This is a genomic window from Sorangium sp. So ce1153 (genome assembly GCF_051521595.1).
In the GTDB taxonomy this organism is placed as follows: Bacteria; Myxococcota_A; Polyangia; order Polyangiales; family Polyangiaceae; genus Sorangium.
In genome coordinates this window covers 1,355,183-1,371,596 of the sequence record NZ_CP150361.1, presented here as the reverse complement: position 1 = coordinate 1,371,596, position 16,414 = coordinate 1,355,183, and the positions used below count along the sequence as shown (strand labels likewise).

Sequence of the window (16,414 nt, the reverse complement as noted above, 5' to 3'; positions counted from 1 at the left end):
CGCCGCGTGCGACGAGGGCTGTCGGCGAGGTCGCGAGGGAAGTCCCCTTCGCGCAGCGGCGGCTCGCCATTCCGCCGTGAGACGTGAGCGAAATGCATGGAGTGTGGGTCCTTGTGCTCTGTCAGGCGGCTCCGGCTCGCCTTGACGCCACCAGCATGACGGAGCACCATCGTGCTGAAAATCAGGAAGTTTGGCACGGACAGTTCAGCAAAACGGGACGGTTGGCATGCAACGCGTCACCTTCGATCTCGACGTGCTGCGCAGCTTCGTCACGGGGGTGGAGCTGGGCAGCTTTGCCAGGGCGGCGAGCCGGGTGGGCCGGTCGGCCTCGGCGGTGAGCGCTCAGCTCAAGAAGCTGGAGGAGCAGGCGGGCACGCCGCTCTTTCGCAAGGCCGGGCGCGGTCTCGCGCTGACGGAGGCGGGCGAGACGATGCTGGCGTACGCCCGCCGCCTGCTCGAGCTGAACGACGAGGCGGCGGCCGCGGTCCGCGGCGTCGATCTCGAGGGCTGGGTCCGGCTCGGCCTGCAACAGGACTTCGGTGACGTGCTGCTCTCCGGGGTGCTCGGGCGGTTCTCGCGCGCCCACCCGAGGGTGCGGATCGAGGTGCGGGTCGCGCGCAACGCGGAGCTGCTCGAGCGGGTCGCGTCGGGCCGGCTCGATCTCGCGCTCGCGTGGGGCGACGGGATGGGCGCGCCACATGGCGAGCGTCTGGCCGAGCTGCCGATGCGCTGGATCGGGTCGGCCGCGGGGCGCCCTGCGTGGACCGGGGCGGAGGGCGAGCCGCTGCCGCTCCTGGCCATCGAGGCGCCGTGCCGGTTCCGGGATGCCGCCGCGGCGGCGCTCGATCGCGCTGGCATCCCGTGGCGGCTCGCGTTCACCAGCCCGGACCTGGGCGGGCTCTGGGCCGCGGCGGCGGCAGGGCTCGGGTTCACGGTGCGCACGTCGATCGGCCTGCCCGCCGGCGTGCGGGCGCTCGGCCCCGGGGAGGCCGGGCTGCCGGCGCTGCCCGCGCTCCCCCTGGCCCTGCACCAGGCAGAGGCGGAGCCGGGGCTCCCGACCGCCCGCCTCGCGGCCCTCGTGGTGCAGGCGCTGCAACGTCCCGTCGAGAGCGCGCGTGGAGTCCAGCGTGAAGCCCTCGTGGAGGGCGGCGGGCGCGCCGGGCGCTCTCGTCAGCGCGCCGCGGGCTCCGAGGCGCGCGTCAGGCCGGTCAGCACCCTGTAGCGGGCGGCGATCGTCTCCAGCTCGCCGGGGGCGAAGACGTCCTCGATCCGGTCGAAGCCGTCGGGCGCGCGCTCATAAGCGATCTGCAGGCACTGCTCCGGACCGTCGCGGCGATTGGCCGCCACGATGGCGGCGGTGGCGGGCAGGCGCTCGGCCTCGTAGGCGGCCAGCGCTTCCACCGGATCGGCGTGGGCGGCGAGCGCGCGGACCAGGGCGCGGGCGTCGAGGATGGCCTGGCTCGCCCCGTTGGAGCCGTTCGGATACATGGGGTGGGCGGCGTCGCCCAGCAGCGTCATGCGCCCATGGCTCCAGCGCGGCAGCGGATCGCGATCGACCAGCGGGAACTCGTAGATCGCCTCGGCGCCACGGATCAGAGCGGGCACATCCAGCCAGCCGAAGTGCCAGTCCTCGAACCTGGGCAGGAACTCGGCCGGGTCGCCCGGCCGATTCCAGTCCTCCCGTCGCAGGCTCCTGGCGAAGGCGAGATCGGCGGCCCAGTTGATCCTCTGGCGGCCGTCCGGCCCCGGTGGCGAGATCGGATAGACGACGAACTTCTGATCCTTGTGCCCGGCGATGATCATGGTGGCGCCGGTGAGGAAGGGCGCCGCCAGGCTGGTCCCCCGCCACAGGATGTGGCCGCCGTACATCGGCGGCCCCTCGTCCGGGTAGAGGGCGGCGCGCGCCGCCGAGTGGATGCCGTCCGCGCAGATCAGGAGGTCGGCGGGGACCTTCCACGCCGCGCCCGCGCGGTCGAGGAAGCGCGCCTCGATGCGGCCTTCGCCCTCTTCGAAGTCCGAGAGGCGCCGATCGCAGATCACCCGGTCGGGGCCCAGCCGCTCGACGGCGGCGTCGAACAGCACGCCTTGCAGGGCGCCGCGGCCGAGGGAGATCTGCGGCGCGGCGTGACCCGCGAAGCGGCCGCGTGGCTCGCCCCAGATGCGCTGGCCGAGGCGGTTGAAATAGATCAGCTCGCGGATCGCCACCCCCTGCGCCAGAAGGGCCTCGAGCAGGCCCAGCTCGCCCAGCACCTCCGCGGCGTGGGGCAGGAGGTTGATGCCGACCCCGAGCGGCAGGATGGTGTGCGCCGCCTCGAACACCGTCACCTGATGACCCGCGGCGTGCAGCGCCAGAGCCGCGGCCAGGCCGCCGATCCCGGCGCCCGCGACGATCACTTGCATAAGTCCTCCCGTAGACATGCGGCGCGACGCCGCCCCTTCTTGAAGCCGGATGCTAGAGCGTGGCGCTGGATTGCCGCAGGTGAGGGGGAACAGCGAAGCTCCAGGCTTCGGCGAGCTGTTGAGCGGGTCGATCCGTGATCGGATCGGCATGGGCCACGAGGATTCGCTGGAGCGGCAGCGCGCGCATCTGCGCGATCGACTCAGCCGCCGCCGTGCTCGCACGGGTGTGCACCCGGACGTCGGGGGGCGTCCTGACTCTCCCGTAGCGTCCCCAGATGCGCGCCGCGATTCGCCAGGTCCAGTGGTCGCGCGCGCAGGCGGAGAGGAGTAGATCTGCAGCGATCAGGGAACCGCTGGCCGGGTGGAAGAAGACCGTCTCGTCGAGAAAAGGAACGCTCCTCAGCTGAATAGGGATCAGCTCAGGCGTGGAGCGGACATACGCGGGGTCGTCCGCGCCCATGGTCACGCTGACGTGCGGGTTGCGCGACTCGGCAGACCTCGGTCCGACGACGAGCGCGCTCGGGTATCGAGCGGCAGTGGCAGGAGCTTGCAGGTGATGGAACCGATTCGGCACCACGATCCAACGCACCTCGCCCAGCGCGTCGAGCGCTGCGCACACATCGTCGGTGGGCGTGCAGGGGCTATGAACCCAGAGGGCATCACCCGAGAGTCGAACGACGGTAGTCCTCGATCGCAGGCGAACACCGCTGAACCATACCGGCCGTTCGGTGACCCAGATGGAGCCTGGCACGACGGCTTCGAAGACGCTGGGGACTGCCACTGGCATAGCTTGCCCCACCTCGGGTCTCACTGCCAGAAATCGGCTCGCAGGGCGGCGCGCGAGGCCGGGCGTGAGGAGCCGGTCAGGCACGTTGTCTGCCCTGGAGCTCGCGCCGCCGTCCGCGGCGTGACAGGCTCCCGAGCGGGCCGGTGGATCCGGCCCTCGATCGGAGGACGACATGATCACGCTCTATGGCTTCGGACGTATCTTTCCCGAGGGGGTCGGCGAGACGAAAGACCTCCGGGCGCAGTGGGCGCTCGAGGAGACCGGGCTGCCGTACCGAGTCCACGCGCTCGACCACACCGCCGGCGATCTCGACAGCGACGCTTACGGCCGCATCAGCCCCTTCCGCCAGGCGCCGGTCATCGACGACGACGGCTTCGTGGTGGCCGAATCTGCCGCGGTGGTGCTCTACCTGGCGGAGAAGGCCGGCAAGCTGATCCCGGGCGACGTCCAGGGCCGCACCCGCGTCATCCAGTGGTGCTTCGCCGCGGTCAGCACCGTCGAGCCGACCCTGGTGTGCATCGACATGATCGGGATATTCGACAGCGGCAAGGCCGCACAGACGCTCCACGCGGAGGTGCCCAAGCTCGCCCGCCGCTGGCTCGGCGACGTCGAGCGCCGCCTCGAGGGCCGCGAGTGGATCGCCTGCGATGATTTCACGGCGGCCGACATCATGATGGCCGGCGTCCTGCGCAGCACCCGCAAGACCGACCTGATGGATCCGTTCCCGAGGCTCAAGGCCTACTACGAGCGCTGTCAGGCCCGCCCGGCGTGGCAGCGCACCCTTGGCCTCTACGCCGAGCGGCTCGGCGTGAGCGTCGACGACATCCGCTAGAGCGTAAGTCCTCGTCACGACGGGGTAGAGTTTTGTGACCTCCCCCACGGAGAGTCTCACGGATCACCCGCTGCGCCGCGAGGCCCCCACGGTTGCGCTGTTGTTGCTCAACCCGCGCAGGTGCGGCTCGCTGCGCGCGGCCAAGGAGCGCTGGAGCTTGACGGGGGCGCGCCGCCGGCTTGCTCGCCGGGGGTGAGCGGGCTCAACGCCGCTTGTAAATCCCTGGCGGACGCCGCGCGCTGCCACCCTGGCATGAGCGCTGCAAACACGGGTGAACGTCGACCGACGCGCCCTTCGCAGCGTTCACGGCGACGCGCAGCGACGCGCAACGACGCGTAACGACGCGCAACGACCGCCGAGCCACTTCGGCGGCCTCCCGTGGCCCGACCTTCTGCTCGCACGCCCAGCACACCTCTCTCTCCGAGGACGACATGAAGAACGATGGTTCCAATCTCCAATCCAGGATCTGGCCGCTCGCTGTAGCAGCAGTCGGCGTGCTGTCTCTCGTCGCCTGTGGTGGGACGGAGGAGAGCACGGCCGATCCAGCGCTCGACGACGTGGGCGTGGCCTACGAGGGGCTGAGCTCCCATTGGGGCTGGGCCCACACGGACCACGCGAACCCCTATACGAACCGCTGCGTGAACGACGCCGCCAGCAGCATCAACGGGCTCTACGACCCGAGCTATGTCATGGCCTACCGCAGCGGCAGCGACGCGTGCAGCGCGTATGCGCCCACGACGGGCGCCGGGCTCATTCACCACCAGGGCATCCAGCGGCTCGCGCGTGACTACAACTATCTCCTGGTGACGACCTCCGTTCAGGGGGGCGCGCGCCCGGGCTTCGAGGTCGTGCGCCTCGGATCGCTGAGCAACAACCCGTGGCTGCTGGGGCGGAATGCCTATCCCTCCCGGCTCCCGTCCTGCAGCGACGCCATCGTGCACTACAAGTCCGATGACTCGGGGATGCCGTACGATCACTCGGGCGGCCTTCAGGTGAACGGCGAGTACGTCATTGTGCCCTTCGAGAACAACGACGATCAGGCGACGGCGGGCTTTCGCATCGCCCGGTTGTCGAACCCCTTGAACCCCCAGTGGAGCCCGCTGGTCTTGCGAACGCGAGGTCAGACGGTCAACGCGGGAGCGGTGAGCCTCACGCTGCTCTCCTCTGGCCGCTACCTCGCGCTCGTCTTTGGCCACAACTCGGACGACGTCGAGGTGTTCGTGTCCTCGGAGGCGGCGATGCCCTATTTCGGCAGCTCGAGCTCCACCTGGGTATCCCAGGCGAGCGTCTCGACGCCCTTCGGCGGCGCGGAGTACCAGGGCCTGCAGCTCGTGACCCAGTGCGACGGGCAGCTCTTCGTCGCTGGGACGCACAGGAACAAGTGGTTTGACGAGGACTGGGTCGACCTCTGGCGCGTGGACCTCGGCGCCACCTTCGTGCCCAGCTTCACCGAGGTGGCCAGCCGACACATGTCCTGCAGCAGCGCGGCCACGGGCAACAAGCGCTACTGCGCCTTCGACGCAGGGGCCGGGATCTATGTGGATCCCGACGGCGAGATCCTGCTCTATGGTGTGGAGCACTACAACGACGCCTACCCGGGCACGACACGCGCGGTCAAGGTGCGCGAGTTTCCGTGACCCTGCGCGCTGCCGCTACGACGGCATCGTCACGGCTTGGTCGCCTCGAAGGAAGCGACCTTCACCGAGCCGCCCAGCGACTGCGTGGCGTAGTTGAAGATGCCGAAGCGGTAACCAAGGAAGTACTGCCAGTCCTTGGTCATGTTGAGCGTGTTGCCCAGGTCCGTGAACCGGGTGCCGTCCGTGCTGTAGGAGAAGCGCGCTTGCGCGCCGCCGCCGTCCGTGCGGACGTTGGCTGTGACGCGCAGCCAGATCTTGCCGCCTGACACGTCGGCGCCAGCCACCTCGTTCCCCCTGCTCGTCGTGGTCCAGGAGGTGTTCATGTTCACCCCATTGGTCATCACCACGCGCGTCGCCCCGTTGGCCTTCTTGACCCCGATCCACGCCGACACGTCGCGCAGGGCAGCGAGGCCGGCGACGTCGCCGTTCTGCATTCCACTGTAGTCAAGCTCGATCGTCCCGATCTGGATGGGCCCCTCGATGCGACGCGTCAGCGTGTTTCGAGCGGCATAGAGATCGTTGGTCATCGTCGCCGTTTGCAGGGTCAGCCCACCCCCGGAGGACCACTTGGTGTTGTCGGGGTTGTGGTTCCACTCCCATTCAGGGCGCAGGGTGTCTCCCTCGAAGGTGTCCTTGCTGGGAGGCGGCGTCACGCGATTCGAGCCGCAAGGCAGGTTCGGGAAGGGGTACGTACCGCCCCATTTGCCGTCCACCAGGGTGACCGAGGGCCAGCCGTCGCTCCAGGTCATCGGGGCCATGACCGGCATGCGGCCAGCCGGGAACGCGTCATTGAACGCCATGTAGTACCAGTCGCCGTTCTGCGTCTCGACGACGCCGCCTTGGTGCGGAGCCCCGCCGGAGCCAGGGGCGCCAGCGTAGGGCAGCTTGACCGCGAAGGGCTTCAGCTCGTAGGGGCCGAACGGCCCGTTCGTCGATCGCAGCACATACTCACCGTTCGCGTATTGCGTGGTGAAGATGTAGTAGTTCCCGTCCTTCTTGATGAAGCGGGAGCCCTCCAGCGGTCCGGAGAGGTTCCCCGGCGTCTGGAACACGACCTGGCTCTTGACCTGGCTGAAGCCGTCTGCGCTCAGCTGCGCCACGTTGATCGTGTTGTTCCCGGAAGCTACGTACATGGTGTCGTCGTCGTCGATCAACAACCCCATATCGTAATAACAACCGCCTCTGTGCTTCTCCCACGGACCTGTGGGGGACTTGGAGGTGAAGACATAGCCGCCCCCCACGTTGTGCATGCAGCCCATCCAGTAGAAGGTCTCGTTGCTCTTCCGGTACTGGAGCGTGGACGCCCAGATCCCGTTCACATAGGAGGTATCCCCTCTCATGTCGTACGACGCGTCGAAGTCCAGCGCGGGAACGGAGTGTGAGAGGTATTCCCAGTGGACCAGATCGTACGAGCGGAGCACGGGCGCTCCTGGCGAATGGTGGAACGAGGACGCTGTATAGTAATAGGTGTCGTCGACGCGAATGACCTCCGCGTCGGGGAGGTCCGCCCAGACGATGGGATTGGAGTAGGTCTCGGGGCAGACAGCAGGGGGGCCGCCACCCGAGCCACCGTCACCGCCGCCGGTACCAGGGTCACCGCCCCCGGACGCCGCCGATCCTCCGCTGGTGCTCGTCGAGCCGCCGCTCGCCGGTTGCGCGCCGCTCCCGCTCGAGCCGCTGGTGCTCGGGCCGCCCGTTCCAGGGCCAGTCGTCGTGCCCGTGGCCCCCGTGGTGTCGCCGCCGCCGCCGCCGTCGCCCCCCTGCGACTCCCCGGCACAACTCGCGAGGAGAAGGAGAAGAACGGATGCGGACGCCGCACCGCCTGTACGTCGGATGCGAGCGCGGATGCTGGAGGATTGGGAAGAAAAGTACATGGAGATCTCCTGATGAGAGGCGCCAGCGAGAGCGCTCGGCACGCGGCTGGGGCATCGGCTGTGGCCGAGCTGCCCCCGGCGCCTCCCGCCCTGCCCGAGGTGCCTGATTCACCTCCTCGTCCGTCGCCCGGCGTCTCTTGTTCGAGGGTTCCAGAGCATATTGTGAACGTTCACATAACCACGTCAACCAAAATGGACCGGCGCGCGGCTCTCCTCGGCCCCGTCGGGCGCGCAACGGCGGCCGACCGCAACGAAAAGTTAGCTACCGCACCAAACAAACTCGTGCGGTCTCATCGGTTCCGACGAGATTGACATCTGAAATGTGAGCGCTCACAATACACCTCGGGGTTCATCCTTCGTGCTGAGCCCTGCACCGGTCGTCACGCGCACTGTAACTTTCTTCGACGAGCTCAACGAGCAGATGCGCGCGCGCGGCGGCGCCATCCAACTGCTCCGGACCCTTATCCATCAGGTGAACATGCATTCTTCAAGAAGGTTGGCGTTAACGACCTGGTGCGGGGGCGCGCTCGTCTTGGCCGGGCTCTTCGCGAGCCCTTCCGCGCTCGCCGATTACCCCGTCGCCTCGCACCGCTACCTCGCCGACCCGGCCTCGCTGGTGCACGACGGGCGCGTCTATCTCTACGGCTCGAACGACGACGACAACGTCAAGGCGGACGGCTCGGACGACGGCTACAAGATGGCCTCGTTCGTGGCGATCTCGAGCAGCGACCTGAAGAACTGGACCGACCACGGGGAAGTGATCCGCGTGCCCCGCGACGCCTCCTGGGCGGCCAACACGTGGGCCCCCTCGCTCATCGAGCGCGACGGCACCATCTACATGTACTTCGCCAACAACGGGTCAGGTATCGGCGTCGCCAAGAGCGACAGCCCGACCGGACCGTTCAGGGACGCGAAGGGCAGCGCCCTGATCACCTCGAGCACCCCCGGTGCCTCGGGCCAGAACATCTGGCTCTTCGATCCGGGGGTCTTCATCGACGACGACGGCCAGGCGTACCTCTACTTCGGCGGCAACGGCGAGCAGAACGCGCGCGTCATCAAGCTGAACAACGACATGGTGAGCGTCTCGGGCTCGGCCTCCTCGATCACGGTCCCGTACTTCTTCGAGGCCTCCTGGATGCACAAGCGGAACGGCGTTTACTACCTGTCGTACTCGACGAACCCCGCGAACGGCATGCGGATCGACTACCTCACGAGCTCGAGCCCCACCTCCGGCTTCACCCACCGCGGCACGGTGGGGCCCCAGCCGCCGAAGAACAACAACAACAACAACCACGCGGCAATCTTCGAGTTCGGCGGCTCCTGGTACCACGCCTACCACAATCGCTCCGTCGCCAACGACGCCGGCGAGCCCCCGGGCTATCGCCGGAACCTCGGGATCGAGTCGTTCACCTACAAGGAGGACGGGTCGATCGTGCCAGTGACCTACACGACGGACGGGCTCAAGCAGGTCAAGAACTTCGACCCCTACGTGCGCGTCGAAGCCGAGACCTTCAACGCGCAGCGCGGCATCGAGACCGAGCCCTGCGAGGAGGGGGGGATGAACCTCTCCAACATCGAGGACGGAGACTGGGTGCGTCTCCGCGGGGTCGACTTCGGCGAAGGGGCGGAGAGCTTCAGCGCGCGCGTCGCGAGCGCCGGGCAGGGAGGCAGCATCGAGCTCCACCTGGAGTCGCCCGACGGCACGCTCGTGGGGACCTGCGCGGTCGCGGCGACCGGGGACTGGCAGACGTGGGGCGACACGTCGTGCGCGGTCGACGGCGCCACCGGCGTTCACGACCTGTACCTGGTCTTCACCGGCGGCGATTCGTACCTTTTCAACATGAACTCCTGGCAGTTCTCGCCCGTCGGGGGCGAGGGAGCCGGCGGGGGCGCCACGGTGGGAAGCACGAGCGGCGGTGGCGGCATCGGCGCCGGTACTGGCTCGGTCTCAAGCTCCGGCTCCGGCGCCGGCGGAGGGTCCACGGTCGGCACGGGCGGGGCTTCCCCGGGCTCGACGTCGTCCGCCCAGGCGTCGTCGGGGGGGACCTCCGACGGAGAATCGGGCGACCCAGCCGGTTGCAGCTGCCGCGCGGCGAGCCGGGCTCCGTCCGGAAATACCCTCGTGCTGACAGCGCTGCTCGCGGCGTCCCTGGGGCTCCGGCGGCGCGGCCGAAGGGAGCATGGCCCGGGCGTCACGAGCTCGAAGTTGGGGTAAACCCCACGTCGCGCCGCATCCCCTGCGGCGAGCGACGCGCACCTGTCCTCCAGGCACCGCGGGTACCCGCGGTGCGGTCAGGGAGAGGCTTTCTCCTGGCCCAGCTCCACCGGGATGGCGGCGAGGCCGCGCACGCCGGGGTTCATCCGCCACGTCAGCGGGGCGGAGGAGAGCTCCGCGTGCGGGAAACGGCGGACGAACGTGGCGATCGCCGCCTGGGCCTCCACCCGGGCCAGCGCGGCGCCGGCGCAGTAATGGACGCCCAACCCGAACGAGATGTGACGGATGTCCGTGCGGTGGAAATCGAGCCGGTCGGGGTCGGGGAACTGCGCGGGATCGCGGTTCGCCGCGCCGAGGACCAGGAAGGCGCGATCGCCCTTCGGGATCCGCGCGCCGTCGAGCTCGATGTCCTCCAGCGCCACCCGGCTCATCCACTGCACCGGGGAGTCGTAGCGGAGCAGCTCCTCCACCGCCGGGCCGACCAGCATCGGCGACCCGCGGAGCTCGTCGCGCGCGGCGGGGTGGCGCAGCAGCGCGAGCAGGCCATTGCCGATGAGGTTCTTCGTCGTCTCGTGGCCGCCGAAGAGCAGCATGCAGCACGTCGAGAGCAGCTCCTGCTCGCCGAGGATCATGCCCTGCTCCTCCGCGACGAGGAGCTGACTCAGCAGGTCGCTCCCGGGGCTCTGCCGCCGGGCCGCGATCACGCCGCGGAAGTAGTCCTCCAGCTCGGCCACGGCGGTCAGCGCGCCGCCGGCGATCTCCAGCGTCGGCCGGCCCGCGCCGAGGAAGCCGCCGAGCGCGTTGGACCAGCCCTTCAGCTTATGGCGATCCTCGGCGGGCACGCCGAGCACCTCGCCGATGACGAGCAGCGGCAGGAGGTCGCCGAGGTCGCGCAGGATGTCCATCTGCCCCGCCGGCGCGACAGCGTCGAGCAGCTCGTTGACGAGCGCCTCCACGCGCGGGCGCAGCCCCTCGACGAGCCGCGGCACGAACGCCTTGTTGATCAGCGAGCGGATGCGCGTGTGCTCCGGCGGGTCGAGCAGCAAGGCCCACGACGCCAGGTTGCGGCGCAGGGGCTCGAGCCGCTGCCGCACCTCGTCCGGCAGCTTCGTCACGAAGGCGCTCGAGCGCTTCGCCGAGAGGCGCGGGTCGCGGAAGCCCGCGGCGACGTGGTCGTAACGGGTGACGAGCCAGCCGTTATAGCCCGCGCTGAAGTACACCGGCGCTTCCTCGCGCAGCCTGGCGTAGACGGGGTACGGGTTCGCGAGGGTCTCCGGCGATTGAAGGCGGAAGCGGTCGAGATCGGCGTCCGCCGCCGGAGTGGCCGCGGGCGTTGCGTCGGGCTTCGGTGCGTCGGGCGAGTTCATCGAGCCAGGGTACGACGGTCGCGGCCGCTTTGGAACCGGCGCGGCCCGCGCCCGGGAACGCCCGCCCACGGGCCAGGGCCGCGCGCGGGGCGAAGGGGGGGCGCGGGGGCGCGGAGGGCCGCGCCTCCCCACCTCACGACGCGGGCGCGGCTAGAGCGACAAACGGGTTGAAACCACGAGAAAAAGCAGGAATTTCACAGGGAGGCGGGGAGGCGGGGAGCGAGAGACGGCAGGAGAATGAACCTCATTTTTTTCTCCCTCCCCGCCTCCCCGCCTCCCTGTGAAAATTCTCCGGGTTTCAACGTGATCGGTCTAGGCCCAGAGCTTGATTCCGCCGAGCAGGCCGGCGACGTTGTCCACCACGACGACGTTCTCGGGCAGCCGCGATACGTCGAGCAGGCGCGCATTGCCGCCGCCGAGGTAGAGCTTGCGGTAGTTGAAGATCGGCTCGATCTGCGCGATCATCTGGCGCACGCGCTTGTTCCACCGCTTCGGGCCGATGCGCTTGCACTCGGCGTCGAACACGCGGTCCTCGTACTTCAGGTCGCGCTTGCCGTACGGGTGGTGCCCGAGCTCGAGGTTCGGCACGTAGTGGCCGTCGATGTACAGGGCGCAGCCGAGCCCCGTGCCGAAGGTGAGCACCATCTCGAGCCCCTTGCCCTCGATGACGGCGAGCCCCTGGATGCCCGCGTCGTTGGCGACGCGGACAGGCCTCCCGAGGCGGCGCTCGACGGCCTCGGCGAGCGGGTAGCCCTTCCACTTCTCGTTGTCGAGGTGGGGCGCCGTCTTGGTCACGTTCTCCATCACGACGCCGGGGAAGCCGATCGAGACCCGATCGAACTCCCCCTGCACGCGCGCGAGCTCGGCGATGACGTCGAGGATGGGCTCCGGCGAGGCCGGCTGGGGCGTCGGCACGCGCGCGGGATCCGTCAATGGAGTCCCCTGCTCGTCGAGGATGGTGGCCTTGATCCCCGTTCCGCCGATATCGATACAAAACGTGCGCATGGATCCCTCTGTGTTCCCCCGGAGCACCTCCTCCGGGGTCGTCGCGGGGGCGTCTGCGCGCCCGCGATCGCGGCGGACATAATCTAGAGCTCTGGCGGAGTGTCAACTGGCGCCGCAGCGTCGCGGTCGCGCGCGCCCGGAACGGCGCCCTGCGCCCGGGATCCGGCCGCCGCCGCGCCCTCGCCTCCCCCGCCGCCCGGCCTCCGCGCCCGCCCGTGGCGGCGAAGCGCGCCGGGGACGCAGGCTAGGGGGAACCGCACTCGTCGCAGGCGACGCTCGGCGGGGCCTCGCCGTTCACGAGGCTGTCGAGCCACCGCACGAGCCGCGTCCCGCCCGACTCGACCGTGTAGAACTCCGGCCGCCAGAGGATGCAGTGCGCGCTGCCGGGGGCGAGGAACGAGCTGAAGTTCTCCGTCGAGGCCTCGATATCGGCGACCGACGCCCTCATGGCATCCGACCAGGCCTGGACGTCGCCGCCGCCCATCGCCTTGAAGAAGAAGCTCTGGTCATCGTCGTAGACCGTGTTGTACTGCGACAGGCGCATGTCGGGGTAGTAGCCGCCGATGGCCTCGTAGAGCACGGAGAGCCGCGCGAGCTCGGTCGGGTCGAGCCCGGTGATCCACGTGGGATAGGCGCCCTGCGGCTTCCACGCGGGGAAGCTGTCCTCGAAGAACGAGTCGGTGATGATCCCCGCGCCGCTGTCGGCGAACTGGACCACGGAAGCGTCCTGGTAGTGCTCCCGCAGGTGCGCGGACCACATGATCGATCCGTACGCGCCCGCGCTGCATCCCGTCACGAAGATCTTCTCGGGAGCGGGGACGTTCTCGTAAATCCAGCCGAGCGCCGCGCGCACGTTGACGGCGCCCTTGTGCTGGATGGTGACGGCCTGGTCCCCCTCTCCATAGGTGGCCGTGTTGTCGCCCCAGTGAATGTCCCCGGTGCAGTAAGGGATGTAGACATGGTGCCACTCCCTGAAGGGGTTGTCCGGGTTCTCATGATCGTAGATCCCGGTCGCCCCCTGCTGGTTCACCACGGCCGCATCCTCGGTGACCGTCTCCTGAAAGAGCGAGCCTGCGATAGAACAGGTGGCCTGGCTCCAGCACGCGCCGCCGCCGCGGAACTCGACGACGAGGCGATTGACGGTGCCCGGGCGGACGAAGTACTTGAACGGATCGCCGCGCGAGCACGTCGTCTCGCCGCCCGGCTCGATGGTGTTCCACCCGGGCGGCAGGCTCTCGATCCCGGCGTGTGGCGCGTTGCTCGGGCTTTCGTCCCTGGCGGACGGACCGCCACAGCCGAGGAAGGCGAACAGGCACAACGGCAGTTGAGCTTGAAGAAACGAGAGGGCCTTGATTCGCATGATTCCGGAGAATAGCACTCCGCGACTCGCGGGCTTCTCCGCCGGAGACGGCCGCCGGGGATGATGCTCTGCGCTATGGCGGCGGGGCGTGCTCTGCCCAGAGCTGGGCTGCGGCCTCGCTGACGGCGCGCCGGATCGACCCCTCGTCGAGGCGGGCCCGATCGCGCGGCGCGAGCACCGCGCAGACGGCGAGCGCGGCGAGGTAGAGGGCGCCGATGAGCCCGATCCAGCGCAGACCGGACGCCCCCAGCCGCGAGATGATCTCGATGGGCACGATCTGCGCGCGGATCTGGACCGATCCGATCACGAGCACGGCGCGGTCTCCCTCCTGCAGATCGATGTCGGCGGGGCCGGTCAGCAGACGTCCGAGCCCGTCGGCGCCGTGGACGCGCGCCCGGGTCCGGCGCGGCACGTGCAGCACGTAGCGGGCGCCGGTCACCTCCGCGATGACCGGGGCTGCCCTGTCGAGCTCTGCCGACGGCACGCGCGCGATGGACGAGGGCGTGTCGCCGATGTACGCCCGCCCCTCGGCGAGCATGTGGCGGACGCCGATCACGTCCTTGCCTCGGACGGCCACGAGCTCGAGCGCGCGCCGCGCGGTGGAGCTCGTCGCGGGCGGCCGCGATCTCCGGTCGCTCACAGGTTCGGCCCTGGATGCCTCGTTAGGCCCTTTCGCCATACTCTACAGCCCCCTTCATCGGCCACTCACAGGGCTCGACTCAGCACGTCACCCGCAGACCTGCCCTCGGCGGCGCCGCCCCGCGCGCTTCCGCATCACTCCCCTTCCCTGGCTTCCCTGGCACGGAGCGTTCCGCGGCCAAGCGCGCAAAGACGTGGCGCTCCGGCGGTCTCTTCCCTCCCGCGCGCGGTCCGGCGGAGGCGACGTCTGCCCGGCGGGCGGAGGCTTGACGAGGGCGTGACGTCCCGAGGGAGGCCAGCCCAGCCGCGCTACGCGTCTCCCCCGTTCTTGTCGAACCAGGCGGCCAGCATGTCGAGGAACACGCGCGTCTTCGGGACGAGCGCGCCGCCGGGCGGGAACACCGCGTGGACGTCGAAGCCTCGAGGCGTCCACTCCTCCAGGACGGGGACGAGCCGCCCCTTGGCCAGGAACGGCCGGACGAAATACCGGGGCGAGCGGACGACGCCCGCGCCGGCCGCCGCGGCCTGCACGGCGAGCTCGAAGCTGCTCAGGGAGAGGCGCGGCCGCACGACGAGCGACAGCTTCTTGGCGCCGCGGGCGAAGGGCCATGCCTTGGGCCCGCCGCCCTCGCGCGCGACCATGACCATCACCGTGTCGTGGATGCCGAGCAGCTCCTCGGGCCGCTCCGGGGCGCCGCGGCGCTCGAGGTAGCGCGGGCTCGCGTAGTAGCCGCCGGTCGCCACGCCGAGCCGCCGGGCGACCAGCGACGAGTCGTCGAGCGGGCCGACGCGGAGCGCGAGATCGAAGCCCTCGCGCACGAGGTCGACCCGACGCACCGACGTGTCCAGCTCGACGGACACGTCGGGATACCGGGCCAGGTACGGCGTGATCACCCCCTCCATCAGGACGCCCGCGAGCGCGGCCGACGTGGTGACCCGCAGGAGCCCGCTCGGCTTCGACTTCGCCATCGCCACCACGGCCTCGGCGTCGCGCGCGGCGGCGAGCGACCGGCGCGCGTGCTCGAAGTACGCGCGCCCCTCGTCGGTCACGCGGAGCGAGCGCGTCGTGCGCACGAGCAGCGAGACGCCGAGCCGCTCCTCGAGGTCCTGCACCCGCTGGCTGAGCGTCGCCTTCCGCGCCCGCAGCGCGCGCGCGGCGGCGGTGAACCCGTTCGCCTCGACCACGGCGACGAACGCGGCGAGCTCCTCGAGCGACCGGCCCGATTGGTACTCCATCCGTTCCAGTCTGTCGTCCCCACGGCTCATTGTCAAAGTCGATGTCTGGCCGCATCGTACGGTCGTGGCGCCGGAGCGCTGGTCCTCGGGGCACCGATCGTCCTGGCGTCCTGGACCGGCGCGCGGCGCGTCGACGTCGCGCTGCACAGCGCGGTTCAAGCAAGGTTCGAGCAAGGAGATACTCATGATCCTCGTGACGGGCGCTGGAGGGACGGTCGGTTCTGCCCTCCTCGAAGAGCTGAAGTCCTCTGGCCACAGGCCCCGCGTCGCCCACCGCTCCAGGGACAAGGCCGAGCGGGCGCGGGCCGCGGGGGACGACGCCGTGATCCTCGATTTCGCGCGGCCGGAGACGCTCGGGCCGGCGCTCGAGGGCGTCGACGCCGTCTTCCTGCTCGGCGCCGGCGGCCTCGGTCAGGTCGAGGGGGAGATCGCCGTCGTGGACGCGGCGAGGGCCGCCGGGGCGAAGAAGATCGTGAAGCTCTCGGCCTGGAACGCCGCGGGAGAGGCGTACTCGTTCGCGAAGCTCCACAGGTCCATCGAGCGCGCGGTGGAGTCCTCGGGCCTCGCCTTCACGCTGCTCCGCCCGAACGGCTTCATGCAGAATTTCGTGAACTTCATGGCCGGATCGATCAAGGCCCAGGGCGCGTTCTACCAGCCGGCGGGCGACGCCCGGATAAGCCACATCGACGTGCGCGACATCGCGCGGGTCGCGGCGCGGGCGCTCACGACCTCCGGGCACGACGGCAAGGCCTACGAGCTCTCCGGCCCGCGGGCGATCTCGTACGGCGAGGCGGCGGAGATCCTCTCCGGCGTCCTCGGCAAGAGGGTGAGCTATGTGGCCGTGTCCGACGACGCGGCGCGGGCCGGCATGGTGGCGGGCGGGATGCCGGAGTTCTACGCCGACCACGTGATCGACCTGAACCGGCATTACCGGACCGGCGCGGGCAGCGCGGTGTCGACGGCGGTGAAGGACGTCACCGGGCGAGCGCCGGTGTCGTTCGAGGAGTTCGCCCGCGATCATGCGGGCGCGCTCGCGGGCGCGCTCGGCTGATGCCCGCCCAT

13 protein-coding genes are annotated in these 16,414 nt (G+C 69.8%); 5 read left to right on the top strand and 8 right to left on the bottom strand.

Features of this window, described 5'->3' with window-relative positions:
• Positions 1 to 226 precede the first annotated feature (226 nt).
• Positions 227 to 1,222 (top strand): LysR substrate-binding domain-containing protein, encoded by a 996-nt coding sequence (locus WME85_RS04770; RefSeq protein WP_437835525.1) that lies wholly within the window; start codon positions 227 to 229, stop codon positions 1,220 to 1,222.
• On the opposite strand, the gene WME85_RS04765 is transcribed toward WME85_RS04770, so the two are convergent.
• Both WME85_RS04765 and WME85_RS04760 read right to left on the bottom strand, forming a co-directional pair.
• Complete coding sequence (locus WME85_RS04765) at positions 1,171 to 2,400, bottom strand: flavin-dependent oxidoreductase (RefSeq protein ID WP_437842233.1); 1,230 nt, start codon at positions 2,398 to 2,400, stop codon at positions 1,171 to 1,173. The genes WME85_RS04770 and WME85_RS04765 overlap by 52 nt on opposite strands.
• Positions 2,401 to 2,452: 52 nt before the next feature.
• The gene (locus tag WME85_RS04760) at positions 2,453 to 3,181 is read right to left on the bottom strand and encodes a DUF4336 domain-containing protein (protein WP_437835522.1); all 729 of its coding nucleotides are present in this window, start codon (positions 3,179 to 3,181) and stop codon (positions 2,453 to 2,455) included.
• A 178-nt stretch (positions 3,182 to 3,359) separates the two neighbouring features.
• On the opposite strand from WME85_RS04760, the gene WME85_RS04755 reads away from it, so the two are divergent.
• The gene (locus WME85_RS04755) at positions 3,360 to 4,019 is read left to right on the top strand and encodes a glutathione S-transferase family protein (protein WP_437835519.1); all 660 of its coding nucleotides are present in this window, start codon (positions 3,360 to 3,362) and stop codon (positions 4,017 to 4,019) included.
• Positions 4,020 to 4,513: 494 nt separating this feature from the next.
• Positions 4,514 to 5,656, top strand: coding sequence for a hypothetical protein (locus tag WME85_RS04750; RefSeq protein ID WP_437835517.1), 1,143 nt, complete (start codon positions 4,514 to 4,516; stop codon positions 5,654 to 5,656).
• A gap of 29 nt (positions 5,657 to 5,685) precedes the next feature.
• Here the strand turns inward: WME85_RS04750 and WME85_RS04745 are convergent, their stop codons facing one another.
• Positions 5,686 to 7,530, bottom strand: coding sequence for a glycoside hydrolase family 43 protein (locus WME85_RS04745; RefSeq protein WP_437835514.1), 1,845 nt, complete (start codon positions 7,528 to 7,530; stop codon positions 5,686 to 5,688).
• Between the two features lie 358 nt (positions 7,531 to 7,888).
• On the opposite strand from WME85_RS04745, the gene WME85_RS04740 reads away from it, so the two are divergent.
• The gene (locus tag WME85_RS04740) at positions 7,889 to 9,745 is read left to right on the top strand and encodes a glycoside hydrolase family 43 protein (protein ID WP_437835511.1); all 1,857 of its coding nucleotides are present in this window, start codon (positions 7,889 to 7,891) and stop codon (positions 9,743 to 9,745) included.
• Positions 9,746 to 9,822: 77 nt separating this feature from the next.
• Here the strand turns inward: WME85_RS04740 and WME85_RS04735 are convergent, their stop codons facing one another.
• The 5 genes from WME85_RS04735 to WME85_RS04715 form a co-directional block, all read right to left on the bottom strand.
• Positions 9,823 to 11,112 carry a cytochrome P450 gene (locus WME85_RS04735; protein WP_437835508.1) on the bottom strand — a complete coding sequence of 430 codons (1,290 nt, stop codon included), beginning with the start codon at positions 11,110 to 11,112 and terminating at the stop codon, positions 9,823 to 9,825.
• Between the two features lie 312 nt (positions 11,113 to 11,424).
• Positions 11,425 to 12,117, bottom strand: coding sequence for an ROK family protein (locus tag WME85_RS04730; RefSeq protein ID WP_437835505.1), 693 nt, complete (start codon positions 12,115 to 12,117; stop codon positions 11,425 to 11,427).
• Positions 12,118 to 12,361: 244 nt separating this feature from the next.
• A complete protein-coding gene (locus WME85_RS04725) occupies positions 12,362 to 13,477 on the bottom strand; it encodes a pectin acetylesterase-family hydrolase (protein ID WP_437835503.1) in 1,116 nt (371 codons plus the stop codon).
• Between the two features lie 73 nt (positions 13,478 to 13,550).
• On the bottom strand, positions 13,551 to 14,117 hold the full coding sequence (locus WME85_RS04720) for a hypothetical protein (RefSeq protein WP_437835500.1): 567 nt from the start codon (positions 14,115 to 14,117) through the stop codon (positions 13,551 to 13,553).
• Between the two features lie 308 nt (positions 14,118 to 14,425).
• Entirely contained in the window at positions 14,426 to 15,352 is a 927-nt protein-coding gene (locus WME85_RS04715) for a LysR substrate-binding domain-containing protein (RefSeq protein ID WP_437835498.1), read from the bottom strand.
• A 184-nt stretch (positions 15,353 to 15,536) separates the two neighbouring features.
• Here WME85_RS04715 and WME85_RS04710 point away from each other — a divergent pair, with 184 nt between their 5' ends.
• Complete coding sequence (locus tag WME85_RS04710) at positions 15,537 to 16,403, top strand: SDR family oxidoreductase (protein WP_437835496.1); 867 nt, start codon at positions 15,537 to 15,539, stop codon at positions 16,401 to 16,403.
• The last annotated feature ends 11 nt before the right edge of the window (positions 16,404 to 16,414 follow it).

Bases quoted from the DNA above. Each gene is read 5' to 3' on its own strand.
- WME85_RS04735 (WP_437835508.1), bottom strand. From the start codon at position 11,112: ATGAACTCGCCCGACGCACCGAAGCCCGACGCAACGCCCGCGGCCACT.
- WME85_RS04730 (WP_437835505.1), bottom strand. From the start codon at position 12,117: ATGCGCACGTTTTGTATCGATATCGGCGGAACGGGGATCAAGGCCACC.
- WME85_RS04770 (WP_437835525.1), top strand. From the start codon at position 227: ATGCAACGCGTCACCTTCGATCTCGACGTGCTGCGCAGCTTCGTCACG.
- WME85_RS04745 (WP_437835514.1), bottom strand. From the start codon at position 7,530: ATGTACTTTTCTTCCCAATCCTCCAGCATCCGCGCTCGCATCCGACGT.
- WME85_RS04765 (WP_437842233.1), bottom strand. From the start codon at position 2,400: ATGCAAGTGATCGTCGCGGGCGCCGGGATCGGCGGCCTGGCCGCGGCT.
- WME85_RS04755 (WP_437835519.1), top strand. From the start codon at position 3,360: ATGATCACGCTCTATGGCTTCGGACGTATCTTTCCCGAGGGGGTCGGC.
- WME85_RS04725 (WP_437835503.1), bottom strand. From the start codon at position 13,477: ATGCGAATCAAGGCCCTCTCGTTTCTTCAAGCTCAACTGCCGTTGTGC.
- WME85_RS04715 (WP_437835498.1), bottom strand. From the start codon at position 15,352: ATGGAGTACCAATCGGGCCGGTCGCTCGAGGAGCTCGCCGCGTTCGTC.
- WME85_RS04710 (WP_437835496.1), top strand. From the start codon at position 15,537: ATGATCCTCGTGACGGGCGCTGGAGGGACGGTCGGTTCTGCCCTCCTC.